Origin of the sequence: Gordonia zhenghanii, from assembly GCF_021738965.1 — a bacterium.
GTDB lineage: Bacteria > Actinomycetota > Actinomycetes > Mycobacteriales > Mycobacteriaceae > Gordonia > Gordonia zhenghanii.
In genome coordinates this window covers 80,934-93,904 of record NZ_JAKKOQ010000008.1, presented here as the reverse complement: position 1 = coordinate 93,904, position 12,971 = coordinate 80,934, and the positions used below count along the sequence as shown (strand labels likewise).

Here is a 12,971-nt window from a genome sequence, read left to right as displayed (position 1 = left end):
ACAGGAGGCAGTAGATGATCGGAATGGATTCGATCGGAACCAGGTCGGTTCCGTCGCCGCTCGCTGAGCCACTGAAATTCGGCGTCTACACCGGAATCGAGCTGGAGATGCAGGCCGACGACGCGGTCCCCGCGGCCGCGCGCCTGGGCCTGGAACCACCGCGGTTCTGCGGACAGTGCGGTCGTCGCATGGTGGTGCAGGTCCGGCCGGACGGCTGGGATGCGCGCTGCTCGCGTCACGGTGTCGTCGACTCCACGGAGCTCGGCCGACGATGACCACTCCGTCCTCGACCACCGCAGCCTCGCTGTCCCCGAACGCGTCGTCGACGAAGGTCGACTACCGTTCGGCGCTCGCCTTCGTCATCGTCGTCCTTGCGCTGGCAGTGTTGGTCGGCGGCCTGTGGGTGTGGTTGTCACCGCCGGTGAAGGCGACGGTGACGACCCCGGGCGAAGGCCGGTTCGACCAGGGGGCGTCCGCCAACCTGTTCGGCGGGGTGGCGACGTTCGCGTTCTTGACCTTCGGTCTCGGCATCGTGCTCGCGCTCGCGTCGTGGTTCGGTCTACGAGGCATGCGCGGTGTGCCGGGGCTGGCCTTGACGACGGTGACGGCGATCGTCTCGTCGGGACTGGCGATGGACATCGGCACGCGGATCGCGAAAGCCGTGCGTCCGGCGCTCGACGAGAACGTTCCCGGCGACTACGAGTTGACTGTGCGGCTGTGGTTCGACTCGGACGTCACGCAGCCGTGGCTGCTGCTGATCTGCGCGCCGACCGCCGCGATCATCGTCTATCTGGTGTGCGTGCTGACCGCGAAGAACCCGACACTGCAGCCCGACCCGCCCGCACCGGAGTGGCGGTCAGAGTGGCGGCCGCAGGGTGGCGAACTCGTCGGTCACCCGCAGGACGGTCTCGGCGAAGGCGTAGAGGCTGGGTGGACGTCCACCGGATCGTCCGGTCCGACCGACGGTCCCGGTCGCGACGACCACTCCGCGACGCGACAGGATCCGTAGCAGGTTGGTCGCGTCCACGGTGTAACCGAGAGCGGCGCCGTAGATCTCGGAGAGTTCCGACATCGAGAAAGCGCCGGGCGCCAGCGCGAACGCGATGTTCGTGTACGAGAGTTTCGCGGCGAGCCTGCGCCTGCCCTGGTCGACGATCTGAGCGTGGTCGTACGCGAGGCTCGGCAGATCGTTCACGTCGACCCACCGGGCGTCCTCCGAGGTCGAGTCGGCCGGGATGTCCCGGGGGACGAGTCCGAGGAACGTCGAGGCGATCGTCCGGGCTCCGGGCACCCGGTCCGGGGCGGAGAACACGGACAGTTGCTCCAGGTGGGCCACGCGGGTGAGACGCGCCTGTTCGGCGAGATGTCGTTGGGCAGCTGCCGGGAGAGTGTCGCGGTCGCCGATGCCGCCGCCGGGCAGCGTCCACTCGCCGTCCCTGCGGACGAGGAGGACGTGCAGAAGATGCCCCGCGTCGCCGCACTCCCGAATCTGGAACACCGAGGACAAGACTTCGACGTGCACGGATTCGGTCATGCCACAGAGTGTAGGAGACCGGCCGGGGGCCGAGGCCGACGTCGGGGAACGGCGGCGTGTGATGGGCGGAACAATGTCGGCGTCAGCGGTGTTACGATGACCGCAGGGTTATCGATCAATAGTCGGAAACCCGCAGACCTGTTGTAAGGCCCGGTGCTTGTTCTGATGAGACTCGTCTTGCTCTGCGAACTCGTACCGCGGTCCTGGTCCACGGCGCAGCCCGCCGTCGCCAGACGATGTGAATGGAGTTCCCGCCATGACGACTGGAACCGTGATCCAGCGGACCGAGACCGATCTCGGCATGCCCGACCCGCGCCACGGCATTCCCGCCGCATACGGGGGAGTCGAACCCGACGCGGCCTGGGCGGCCGAGATCAAGCGTCTCGCCAAGGCACGCAACGCGACGATCCTGGCCCACAACTACCAGCTTCCCGCGATCCAGGACATCGCCGACTACGTCGGCGACTCCCTGGCGCTGTCGCGGATCGCTGCCGAGGTCGACACCGACGAGATCGTGTTCTGCGGCGTCCACTTCATGGCCGAGACTGCGAAGATCCTCAGCCCGGAGAAGCGGGTGCTGATCCCGGACGAGCGGGCGGGGTGCTCGCTCGCCGACTCCATCTCTGCGGACGAGTTGCGCGAGTGGAAGGCCGACTACCCGGACGCCGTGGTCGTGTCGTACGTGAACACGACGGCGGAGGTGAAAGGCCTCACCGACATCTGCTGCACGTCGTCGAACGCCGTCGACGTGGTCGCGTCGATCGATCCGGACCGCGAGGTGCTGTTCCTTCCGGACCAGTTCCTCGGCGCGCACGTCAAGCGAGCGACCGGTCGCGAGAACATCCACATCTGGGCGGGCGAATGCCACGTCCACGCAGGCATCAACGGAGACGAACTGACCGACCAGGTCGATTCGCACCCGGACGCGGAACTGTTCATCCATCCCGAGTGCGGGTGTGCGACGTCGGCGCTGTACCTGGCTGGTGAGGGCACAGTGCCTGCTGACCGCGTGCAGATCCTGTCGACTGGCGGCATGATCGACGCGGCCAAGGCAACCGAGTCCAAACAGGTGTTGGTCGCGACCGAGGTCGGCATGCTGCACCAGTTGCGCAAGGCTGCGCCGGACGTCGACTTCCAGGCCGTCAACTCGCGTGCGGCGTGCCCGTACATGAAGATGAACACTCCGGCCGCCCTGCTGCGCTGCCTCACCGAAGGCAAGGACGAGGTCGTCGTGGCTCCCGACGTCGCCGAGCGCGCCCGTGCCTCCGTCGAGCGCATGATCACCATCGGCAACCCGGGCGGCGGCGAATGACCGAGGCCTTCATCGGTGACGAGTCCGCCACCGGCGACCTCGTACTCGACGTCGACGAAGACCTCCTGGCGCTCATCCGTACGGCGTTGATCGAGGATCTGCGGTATGGGCCGGACATCACGTCGCTCGCGACTGTCCCGGACGACGCTGTCGCTCAGGCGAAGGTCGTCGCCCGGCAGTACGGCGTCGTGGCTGGGCTTCCCGTGGTGCGCGCGGTGTTCGACCAGGTGATCGGTGCAGACAATTACGAGGTGCACGAGGAACTGGTCGATGGCGCGCGGGTGGAGCCGGGGTCCGTTGCTCTCGCCGTGACGGCGCCGGCGCAGGCGCTGCTGACCGCGGAGCGGACGGCGCTCAACCTGCTCTGCCATCTGTCCGGGATCGCGACGGCCACCGCGGCGTGGGTGGAGGCGGTCGACGGCACCGCCGCGAATATCCGAGACTCGCGGAAGACCCTGCCTGGGATGCGCGTCCTACAGAAGTACGCAGTGCGTGCCGGCGGCGGCGTCAACCATCGCATGGGACTCGGCGACGCCGCGCTCATCAAAGACAACCACGTGGTCGCCGCCGGGGGAGTCGCACAGGCTCTCGAGGCTGTGCGCGCCGTGGCACCGGACGTTCCGGTCGAGGTCGAGGTCGACTCGCTCACCCAACTCGACGAGGTGCTGCCGCTGAATCCCCAGCTCGTGCTGCTCGACAATTTCGAGCCGTGGGAGACGCAGATGGCGGTCCAGCGTCGGGACGCACAAGCGCCGGAGACCAAGCTCGAGTCGTCGGGCGGCCTGTCTATCGACGTCGCGATCGATTACGCGCGGACCGGCGTCGACTATCTCGCTGTCGGAGCACTCACTCACTCGGTCGCGGTCCTCGACTTCGGTCTTGACATGTAGCAGCGCTCTCGACTGCGATCAGGCCGCGTCTGCCGTCGGGTAGGCGGTCAACGTGCGCCGTGCGTGCGACCGAATCGCCGTGCGTTCCCGCTTCGGACGATGAGGGTCGACGGGCGGAACGAACCAGGGGTGCCGGTCGTCGCCGATGAAGACCTCCCAGTCGGAGTGGTGGATCAGTCTGTGGTGCATCGTGCACAGCAGCACACCGTTGGCCAGGCTCGTCTCGCCTCCTTCGCTCCACGGCCGGATGTGGTTGCCCGTCGCACCACGATGCCGGCCGGCCGCACCCCGGGTGGGCGCAGCCGCGGTCGCGCGCAACGAGCGCCGTGCGGATCGCTGCGGGAAACAGACGCCGAGTGCGCCCGACGTCCATCGGGGCTCCGTGCCCGTCTACCGATACCGCGGTGACCGCCGCCCCGCAGAGGGTCAGTTCCACGGTCGCCTGCGATACGGGGCCCGCGTAGCCGAGCGATGCGACCGGGCTCATCCCCGCCGGGGAGGTTCCAGCAGTCGGGACGAGCAACGTCGCGTGTGGAAGGACGCCGCCGCTTGTCGGCCGCTGCGATCCGGACAAGTAGGTTCGGATGATCTGCCTGAATGCGTCAGCGCGCCGGGCAGGAGCGGTGCGCGGATCAGGACTGCCGTCGGGTTCGGAGACCGGCTTCATTAATGGATCCAACGCGGCGGCGAGTTCTTCGCCAGTGGTGACGTCGATGTCGAGTTCGGCCACCACGCGGCCTTCGTCGTTCGACGTCATGGACATCTCGTTGAGGCTCGCATTCTCCGCGACCGGAATCGCATCGGGCACATCGGCTTCCGAGGACAATGCGATCGCGGCTTCACGGGAACGCGCGGCGACGTCTGCTGGTGTCTCCTGCACCATCAGTCGTCCGATCAACGTGTCGCGCGACTGCTTGTCGAGGGCTACTCGCTTCTCGACGAATGCGACGCCCTTGCCGACGGCATCGGCCTTCTCTGGGGAGAGTGAGCCGTCCCGAGTGCCCCGGTCCAGCGCCCCTATCGAGGCGGCGTGCTTCGCGTTTCGCGCGATGCGGTGAGCGGCCGCGGGCGGCACGCCGAGACCGATCAACAACCCGGCCGGTGTCCTGACGTGAAGCCGGGCAGTCAAACCGACCCGGTCGGCCGTCGCCACCAATTGGGACTGGACGCCTTCGACGAGGTTCCGGAGACGGTCGACTTCGACGATCGAGCGATACAGCTCGTCATCGGAGACTGTGCGCAGTCCGGAGGCCAATCGTTGCGTCAGCCGTAGACCGTCCGGCGGACTCTCGTCCTGGCCTGTGTGTTCAGCAGCGGTGACTGGGGCGAGTTCGTCCACTAACCAATCACTGAACTCGGCGACAGTGGAAGCAAACATGGCAGCCCTCCTTCCTAGAGGGGTGAAGCGAGATCGCCGCGAACCGCCGCGGCAGGCAATGGGTCTCGACTCCGCTCGACCAGTGAGCGGAGTGGAACCGCCTGACCAGCGAGTGGAGCGGAACCGCCTGACCAGTGAGCGGAGCGGTGCCGCCCGACCAGCGAGCGGTTGCCGTCGCCACACCCTTCGCGGCAGTTCGGCGCCCTTCTCAGGGGGCCGCTTACTGGCGAAGTCGCCATGCGCTACGACGCGCTATGAAATTGGAAAACAACCTGTCAGGGCATCCGATCGAGATCGGAACCTGATGTGATCTATGTTACGAACATGTGTTCGATAGAACAATAGTTCGAACAGATGAATTTCTGAGGACCGCAGTCGGGTCTGGATGTCCCGCAGATACTGTGCCGTCCGGCATCATGGGGACGGTGACTCCGATCGTGCAGCACGCGCCTCTCATCGACCTCGACCCGACGACGCTCCACGGCATCCTGAAACTGCGCGTCGACGTTTTCGTGGTGGAGCAGAACTGTCCGTATCCGGAGATCGACGGCCGCGACGCCGAGCCGACGACGGTCCACTTCTGGTGCGCCGACCCAGACGGTGCGCCCGTCGCTACGGCGCGGCTCCTCACCGACGAGCTCGCAGACGGACGCAAGGAGTTTCACATCGGTCGTGTCTGCGTCCGCCACGAGTTGCGCGGCACCGGGCTTACGCAGGCGCTCATGGGTGAGATCGTCGCTGAGATCGGGGATGCCGAGAGTGTCTTGGACGCGCAGGCGTACCTCGAAGCGATGTACGCCCGCTGGGGCTACGTCGTCGACGGCCCTCGATTCGTCGAGAACGCGATCCCTCACGTGCCGATGCGTCGCCCGGCGCAACACTCGCGTTCACAGCCGGCCGAGACCCATAACGCCTGAATCCGTCCTCGCCGGAACGACTACTGTCCTGCACCGCCCGAGGCGATCGCAAACAGTTTGCGCGCACGGCATATCCTGGTGGGAGCCCGATCCCCAGACCGTTATCGGCAGACCTTTGAGTGGAGATACCCATGCTTGCCCGTACCGACCTGCGGGGCGCGGTCCCGACGCTGAGTGAACTGCGTCGTGCACTGCCCCGTGGCGGAACCGACGTCAACGCCGTGCTGCCTCGCATCACCCCGGTCGTCGAAGCGGTCGCCGAGCACGGATCCACCGCCGCGCTCGACTACACCGAACAGTTCGACAAGATCCGCCCGGCCAGTGTGCGAGTTCCCGCCGAGGTGGTCGCGCAGGCGCGTGCGGACCTCGACCCCGACGTGACCGCGGCCCTCGAAGAGTCCATCCGGCGCGCTCGGCTGGTGCACGCCGAGCAGCGACGCGAGACGACCCGCACCCAGGTGGTGCCCGGCGGCACCGTCTCCGAGAAGTGGATCCCGGTCCGCCGTGTCGGCCTCTACGTTCCGGGCGGCAACGCCGTCTACCCGTCGAGCGTCGTCATGAACGTCGTACCGGCGCAGGAGGCAGGTGTCGGCTCACTGGTCGTCACTTCTCCCGCGCAGGCCGATTTCGGCGGCTGGCCGCATCCCACAGTCCTGGCCGCGTGCTCGTTGCTCGGTGTCGACGAGGTGTGGGCGGTCGGCGGAGCCCAGGGGATCGCGCTCCTGGCGTACGGCGGCACCGACACCGACGGCACGACGCTCGACCCCGTCGACCTCGTCACCGGCCCCGGCAACATCTTCGTGACGGCGGCCAAGCGTCTCGTTCGCGGCGTCGTCGGCATCGACTCGGAGGCCGGACCCACCGAGATCGCGATCCTCGCCGACGACTCAGCCGATCCGGCGATCGTCGCATCGGACATGATCAGCCAGGCCGAGCACGACGTGCTCGCGGCGTCGGTCCTCGTCACCGACAGCGAATCCCTCGCCGACGCCGTCGACGTCGCGGTCGAGACCGCCGCGAGTGCCACCAAGCACTCGGAACGAGTCAAGGAAGCCCTCGCGGGCAAGCAGTCGGGCATCGTCCTCGTCGACGACCTCGATGCGGGCGTCGCCGTCGTCGACGCGTACGCCGCCGAACACCTCGAGATCCAGACGCGCGACGCTGCCGCCGTGGCCGACCGCATCACCAGCGCGGGCGCGATCTTCGTCGGTGCTCACTCGCCGGTCAGTCTCGGCGACTACTGCGCCGGATCGAACCACGTCCTCCCGACCACCGGCTCGGCGAAGTACGCGTCCGGCCTGTCTGTGCAGACGTTCCTGCGCGGCGTCCACGTCATCGACTACGACCGGGACGCGCTGGCCGGAGTCGCCGACCACGTCGTGACCCTCGCGAACGCCGAAGACCTCCCCGCGCACGGCGAAGCGGTCACCGCGCGATTCGCGGGCGACCGGTGAACGCGCCACGCTCAGTCCGGACGCCAGGCGAGGGATTCGTGCTCGCGGACCTGCCGCTGCGCGAGAACCTGCGCGGCAAGTCCGCCTACGGCGCACCGCAGCTGAAGGTTCCGGTGGTCCTCAACACCAACGAGAACCCGCATCCGCCGAGTCAGGCGCTCGTCGACGACGTCGCCAAGGCCGTCGGTAGTGCGGCCGAGGAACTCCACCGCTACCCGGACCGGGATGCGATCGACCTCCGTACGGACCTCGCCGCCTACCTGTCGGGCGCCACCGGGGTCGCGGTGACCGTCGACAACGTGTGGGCGGCCAACGGCTCCAACGAGATCTTGCAGCAGGTACTGCAGGCGTTCGGCGGACCCGGCCGTAGCGCGATGGGTTTCGTCCCGTCGTACTCGATGCATCCGATCATCTCCGACGGCACGCAGACCACGTGGATTCCGGCGCACCGTGCCGACGACTACAGTCTCGACGTCGACGCGGCGATCGCGGCGATCACCGAGCACGCTCCGGACGTCGTCTTCGTGACGTCGCCGAACAATCCGACGGGCGAGAGCATCCCGGCAGCAGACGTCGCCGCGATCGTGCGCGCGGCTCCCGGCATCGTGATCGTCGACGAGGCGTACGCCGAGTTCTCGGACGAGCCGAGCGCGGCGACCCTGCTCGACGAGTACGGCGACAAGCTGATCGTCTCGCGCACCATGAGTAAGGCGTTCGCGTTCGCAGGCGGACGGCTCGGTTACCTCGCGGCTGCTCCGGCGATGATCGAAGCGCTGCTCCTGGTGCGCCTGCCGTACCACCTGTCGGTGATCACCCAGGCCGCAGCACGAGCGGCGTTGCGCCACAGTGTCGAGACCCTCGACTCGGTGGCCGCGCTCGTCGCCGAACGCGAACGGGTCGTCGCCGCGCTCACCGCGATGGGATACGACGTGAGCCCGTCGAACGCCAACTTCATCCTGTTCGGCGACTTCGCGGACGCGCCGGCCACCTGGCAGCGGTACCTCGACGACGGCGTGCTGATCAGGGATGTGGGCATTCCGGGTCGGCTGCGTGCGACGATTGGACTGCCCGCCGAGAACGATGTCTTCCTGTCGGTCAGCGAGAAGCTGGCCGGCACCGACCGAAAGCAGTGAGAGTGACCAACGCAGGCACAGGTCAGCACAGGATCGCCCGCGTCGAGCGGACGACGCGTGAGTCGTCGATCGTCGTCGAGATCGACCTCGACGGCACCGGAGTCACCGACATCGACACCGGCGTGCCGTTCTTCGACCACATGTTGACCGCGTTCGGCGCGCACGGCAGCTTCGACCTCACCGTCCACGCGAAGGGCGACATCGAGATCGACGCCCACCACACGGTGGAAGACACCTCGATCGTGCTCGGCACGGCGATCGGACAGGCCCTCGGCGACAAGAAGGGCATCCGGCGATTCGGCGACGCGTGGATCCCGATGGACGAGACTCTCGCGCAGGCGATCGTCGACGTCTCGGGTCGGCCGTACATCGTGCACACCGGCGAACCGGAGCACCTGCTGACCGCCACCATCGGCGGTTACTCGGGCGGCGACCGCCCGTACTCGTCCTACTCGACGGTCATCAACCGGCACGTCTTCGAGTCGATCGCCCTCAACGCACGCATCGCTCTCCATGTGCGTGTCTTGTACGGGCGCGACCAGCACCACATCACCGAAGCGGAGTTCAAGGCAGTGGCGCGCGCACTGCGCACAGCCGTCGAACCCGATCCGCGGGTGAGTGGCGTGCCGTCGACGAAGGGCAGCCTGTGAGCCGGAAGATCGCGCTGCTCGACTACGGATCGGGAAACCTCCGGTCGGCGCAGCGGGCTCTGGAGCGGGCAGGCGCCGACGTGGAGATCACGTCCGACTTCGACACCGCGCTGAACGCCGAGGGGCTGCTGGTCCCCGGTGTGGGAGCCTTCGCCGCCTGCATGGAGGGGTTGCGCGCGGTGCGCGGCGACCGCATCATCGGTCGCCGCCTCGCCGGCGGACGCCCGGTGCTCGGAATCTGTGTCGGCATGCAGATCCTGTTCGAGCACGGCGTCGAGTTTGGTGTGGACACGACCGGCTGCGGCGAATGGCCGGGCTCGGTGACACGACTGCAAGCCGACGTCCTGCCGCACATGGGGTGGAACACCGTGCAGGCTCCGGACGACTCGAAGCTCTTCGAGGGCATCGACGACGACGCCCGCTTCTACTTCGTCCACTCGTACGCCGTGCAGTCGTGGCAGATGGACTCTGACGGCTCGAAGATCGCTCCGCCACGTCTGACCTGGTCCGATCACGGTGGTCCGTTTCTGGCGGCTGTCGAGAACGGACCGCTGTGGGCCACCCAGCTCCATCCGGAGAAGTCCGGTGACGTGGGAGCACAATTGTTGACCAACTGGATCGGGAGTTTGTAGATGCCGGACACCACACGATCGGCGTCGGCCGACTTCTCGTTCGGGAAGATGGTCGCGTACGCGCTCGGCGCGGCGACTGGAGTGATCATCGTCGCGGCGATCATCATCTTGTTCGTCGCGCAGGTGTCGCCGACGGCGGCACTCATCGTCGCGTTTGTGGCGGTGGTCGCCGTGGTCGCGGTTATCGCGCTGGTATCGCGGCGGATGATGGCCGGCGTCCAGACCGAGATCGACGAACGGCGTGCCCGTGCGGCGGCACACGACGAGGAAACGGGAAACTGAAAGCAATGGGAAAGACTCTCGAACTGCTGCCTGCGGTCGACGTCGTCGACGGTCAGGCAGTTCGTCTCGTCCAGGGCGAGGCGGGCTCGGAGACGTCGTACGGATCACCGCGGGACGCTGCTCAGGCGTGGCAGGCAGGCGGAGCACGATGGGTCCACCTCGTGGACTTGGACGCCGCATTCGGCCGCGGTGAGAACCGCGCGCTCCTCGCCGAAGTCGCAGCCGAGCTCGACATCAACGTCGAGTTGTCGGGCGGCATCCGCGACGACGAGTCCCTCGCGGCGGCGCTCGCCACCGGTGCGACTCGCGTCAACCTGGGGACCGCCGCCATCGAGAACCCCGAATGGTGTGCCGGTGCGATCGCCGAGCACGGCGACAAGATCGCCGTCGGACTCGACGTACTGCGTGATGGAGAGTCGTGGCGGGTGCGCGGCCGCGGATGGGTGACCGACGGCGGGGACCTGTGGTCGACGCTCGATCGGCTCAACGCCGACGGATGCGCCCGCTACGTGGTGACCGACGTCAGCAAGGACGGCACGCTCACCGGCCCGAACCTCGAACTGCTCGCGCAGGTCGCTCGCGCCACGGACTCGCCGGTCGTCGCGTCGGGCGGTGTGTCGACGGTCGACGACCTGATCGCGATCGCCGAACTCACCGAACTCGGCGTCGAAGGCGCGATCATCGGGAAGGCGCTGTACGCGGGACGCTTCACGTTGCCCGAGGCGCTGGCCGCGGTGTCCGCGACGAAGTGACTCTCGTGCCACCCTCTGCCGACCTCGATCTCCCACGTCTACTCGCCGTCGCCGACGAGGTTCTGGACGCGATGACGTCGGAGTTCGTCGAGGGGCTCGGCTCGCCGGGGTCGGTGCGTAAGAAGGGCGACGACTTCGCCACCGACGTCGACCTGTCGTTGGAGCGCCGGATCGCGACCGCGCTCGGTGACGAGACGGGGATCGCGGTACACGGCGAAGAGTTCGGCGGCCCGCCCGCCGATTCGGGACCGGTCTGGATCCTCGACCCGGTCGACGGAACGTACAACTATTCCGTCGGCCTGCCGCTCGCCGCGATGCTGTTGGCGCTCGCCGTCGACGGCGAACCGGTCCTCGGCATCACGCGGCTGCCATTGCTCAACCAGCGTTACGCGGGCATCGTCGGACAGTCGTTCACAGTCAACGGCAGGCCTGCCCCGCAGCTCGCCCCGGCGCCGTTGTCCTCGGCGGTCGTCGGGTGCGGTGCCTTCAATGTGCGGTCGGGCGGTCGGTATCCCGGGACCGGCAGGGCAGCGTTGTACGCTGCGCTGAGCCATCGGGCACGTCGGCTGCGGATGACCGGCTCCACGGGAACCGACATGGCGTATGTCGCCGCGGGAATCTTCGGCGGCGCGGTGTCGTTCAGCTACCACGCGTGGGACAACGCCGCGGGTGCCGCGCTGGTCCGTGCGGCAGGCGGCGTTGCGACCGATGTGCACGGGCAACCGTGGCGGGTCGGTTCGCAATCGTTGGTGACCGGCGACCGACAACTTCATGCAGAACTCCTTCAGGTGATCGCCGACAGCGGCGTGACCGGGGACGAGACGATCGAAAGCAAGGTGGACCAGTGAGTGTGGCGGTGCGCGTCATCCCGTGCCTCGACGTCGACGACGGTCGAGTGGTCAAGGGAGTCAACTTCGCGAATCTTCGGGACGCGGGCGATCCGGTGGAACTCGCCGCGCGCTACGACGCCGAAGGCGCCGACGAGCTGACGTTCCTCGACGTGACCGCGTCGAGTTCGGGTCGGTCGACGATGATCGAGGTGGTCCGTCGCACCGCCGACCAGATCTTCATCCCGTTGACCGTCGGCGGCGGCATCCGCACCGTCGACGACGTGGACACGATGCTGCGTGCCGGCGCCGACAAGGTCAGCGTCAACACCGCGGCGATCGCGCGCCCCGAAGTCCTCGACGAGATGAGTCGTCGGTTCGGCTCGCAGTGCATCGTCTTGTCGGTCGACGCCCGCACCGCGAGCGAGTCGTCCACCCCGTCTGGGTGGGAGGTCACCACGCACGGCGGCCGACGCGGCACCGGCATCGACGCTGTCGAGTGGGCGCGGCGCGGAGCGGAACTCGGAGTCGGCGAGATCCTGCTGAACTCGATGGACGCCGACGGCACCAAGGACGGCTTCGACCTGGCGATGATCCGGTCGGTGCGCGCCGCCGTGGACATCCCGGTCATCGCCTCCGGCGGCGCGGGCACGGCCGACCACTTCGCTCCCGCCGTCCACGCGGGCGCCGACGCGGTCCTCGCCGCATCGGTGTTCCATTTCGGAGACTTGACGATCGGCGAGGTCAAGGACGCGATGCGTGCCGACGACATCACCGTCCGATGACGTGAGTCCAGACTTTTCTTGAGCCCAGACCTTTTACCAAGGAGCCTCTCATGGCATTGCCCGCGGAGCTCGCGACGCGACTCAAACGCGGCCCGGACGGACTGTTCGCGGCCATCGCGCAAGAACGCGAGACCGGAATCGTCCTGATGATGGCGTGGATGGACGACGAAGCGCTCGAACGCACCCTCGCCACCCGTCAGGGCACGTACTACTCCCGGTCCCGGCAGCAGTACTGGGTCAAGGGTGAGACCAGCGGTCACACCCAGTACGTGCACGACGTGCGACTGGACTGTGACGGCGACGCGCTGCTGCTCGTCGTCGACCAGGTCGGGCCGGCCTGCCACACCGGGAACCACAGCTGTTTCGACACCGAGCCGCTCGAATTCACCGACTCGGTTCTCGCTTCCGACGACGAAAGGCGCTGA

Annotated in this window: 15 protein-coding genes and 1 pseudogene; 14 read left to right on the top strand and 2 right to left on the bottom strand. The window is 67.6% G+C overall.

Annotation, left to right across the window (positions count from 1 at the left end; all coding sequences use genetic code 11):
- Positions 1-14: 14 nt before the first annotated feature.
- Entirely contained in the window at positions 15-275 is a 261-nt protein-coding gene (gene bsaP, locus L5G32_RS10695; protein WP_237011024.1) for a biotin synthase auxiliary protein BsaP, read from the top strand.
- A pseudogene (locus L5G32_RS10690) lies at positions 272-802 on the top strand (DUF2567 domain-containing protein); the annotation flags it as partial. The gene bsaP and the pseudogene L5G32_RS10690, both read left to right, overlap by 4 nt.
- A gap of 54 nt (positions 803-856) precedes the next feature.
- Here L5G32_RS10690 and L5G32_RS10685 read toward each other — a convergent pair.
- Positions 857-1,534, bottom strand: a complete 678-nt coding sequence (locus L5G32_RS10685) for an NUDIX hydrolase (RefSeq protein WP_237011023.1) — start codon at positions 1,532-1,534, stop codon at positions 857-859.
- 301 nt (positions 1,535-1,835) lie between these two features.
- On the opposite strand from L5G32_RS10685, the gene nadA reads away from it, so the two are divergent.
- Both nadA and nadC read left to right on the top strand, forming a co-directional pair.
- Positions 1,836-2,846 (top strand): quinolinate synthase NadA, encoded by a 1,011-nt coding sequence (gene nadA / locus L5G32_RS10680; protein ID WP_237011234.1) that lies wholly within the window; start codon positions 1,836-1,838, stop codon positions 2,844-2,846.
- Positions 2,843-3,736 carry a carboxylating nicotinate-nucleotide diphosphorylase gene (gene nadC, locus L5G32_RS10675; protein ID WP_237011022.1) on the top strand — a complete coding sequence of 298 codons (894 nt, stop codon included), beginning with the start codon at positions 2,843-2,845 and terminating at the stop codon, positions 3,734-3,736. Before nadA ends, nadC begins: the two co-directional genes overlap by 4 nt.
- On the opposite strand, the gene L5G32_RS10665 is transcribed toward nadC, so the two are convergent.
- Entirely contained in the window at positions 3,693-5,114 is a 1,422-nt protein-coding gene (locus tag L5G32_RS10665; RefSeq protein WP_443669357.1) for a DUF222 domain-containing protein, read from the bottom strand. The genes nadC and L5G32_RS10665 overlap by 44 nt on opposite strands.
- A gap of 416 nt (positions 5,115-5,530) precedes the next feature.
- On the opposite strand from L5G32_RS10665, the gene L5G32_RS10660 reads away from it, so the two are divergent.
- The 10 genes from L5G32_RS10660 to hisI all read left to right on the top strand — a co-directional run bounded on the left by L5G32_RS10660 (position 5,531) and on the right by hisI (position 12,971).
- Positions 5,531-6,031 carry a GNAT family N-acetyltransferase gene (locus tag L5G32_RS10660; RefSeq protein WP_237011021.1) on the top strand — a complete coding sequence of 167 codons (501 nt, stop codon included), beginning with the start codon at positions 5,531-5,533 and terminating at the stop codon, positions 6,029-6,031.
- 131 nt (positions 6,032-6,162) lie between these two features.
- Positions 6,163-7,485 (top strand): histidinol dehydrogenase, encoded by a 1,323-nt coding sequence (gene hisD, locus L5G32_RS10655; protein ID WP_237011020.1) that lies wholly within the window; start codon positions 6,163-6,165, stop codon positions 7,483-7,485.
- A gap of 38 nt (positions 7,486-7,523) precedes the next feature.
- Complete coding sequence (locus L5G32_RS10650) at positions 7,524-8,618, top strand: histidinol-phosphate transaminase (protein ID WP_237011019.1); 1,095 nt, start codon at positions 7,524-7,526, stop codon at positions 8,616-8,618.
- Between the two features lie 2 nt (positions 8,619-8,620).
- Positions 8,621-9,268, top strand: a complete 648-nt coding sequence (gene hisB / locus L5G32_RS10645) for an imidazoleglycerol-phosphate dehydratase HisB (protein WP_237011018.1) — start codon at positions 8,621-8,623, stop codon at positions 9,266-9,268.
- A complete protein-coding gene (gene hisH / locus L5G32_RS10640; RefSeq protein ID WP_237011017.1) occupies positions 9,265-9,900 on the top strand; it encodes an imidazole glycerol phosphate synthase subunit HisH in 636 nt (211 codons plus the stop codon). Before hisB ends, hisH begins: the two co-directional genes overlap by 4 nt.
- Positions 9,901-10,182 carry a hypothetical protein gene (locus L5G32_RS10635; protein WP_237011016.1) on the top strand — a complete coding sequence of 94 codons (282 nt, stop codon included), beginning with the start codon at positions 9,901-9,903 and terminating at the stop codon, positions 10,180-10,182.
- Between the two features lie 5 nt (positions 10,183-10,187).
- Entirely contained in the window at positions 10,188-10,934 is a 747-nt protein-coding gene (gene priA / locus L5G32_RS10630) for a bifunctional 1-(5-phosphoribosyl)-5-((5-phosphoribosylamino)methylideneamino)imidazole-4-carboxamide isomerase/phosphoribosylanthranilate isomerase PriA (protein ID WP_237011015.1), read from the top strand.
- A gap of 5 nt (positions 10,935-10,939) precedes the next feature.
- A complete protein-coding gene (locus tag L5G32_RS10625; RefSeq protein ID WP_237011014.1) occupies positions 10,940-11,782 on the top strand; it encodes an inositol monophosphatase family protein in 843 nt (280 codons plus the stop codon).
- On the top strand, positions 11,779-12,546 hold the full coding sequence (gene hisF, locus L5G32_RS10620; RefSeq protein ID WP_237011013.1) for an imidazole glycerol phosphate synthase subunit HisF: 768 nt from the start codon (positions 11,779-11,781) through the stop codon (positions 12,544-12,546). Before L5G32_RS10625 ends, hisF begins: the two co-directional genes overlap by 4 nt.
- Before the next feature lie 50 nt (positions 12,547-12,596).
- Entirely contained in the window at positions 12,597-12,971 is a 375-nt protein-coding gene (gene hisI, locus L5G32_RS10615) for a phosphoribosyl-AMP cyclohydrolase (RefSeq protein WP_237011012.1), read from the top strand.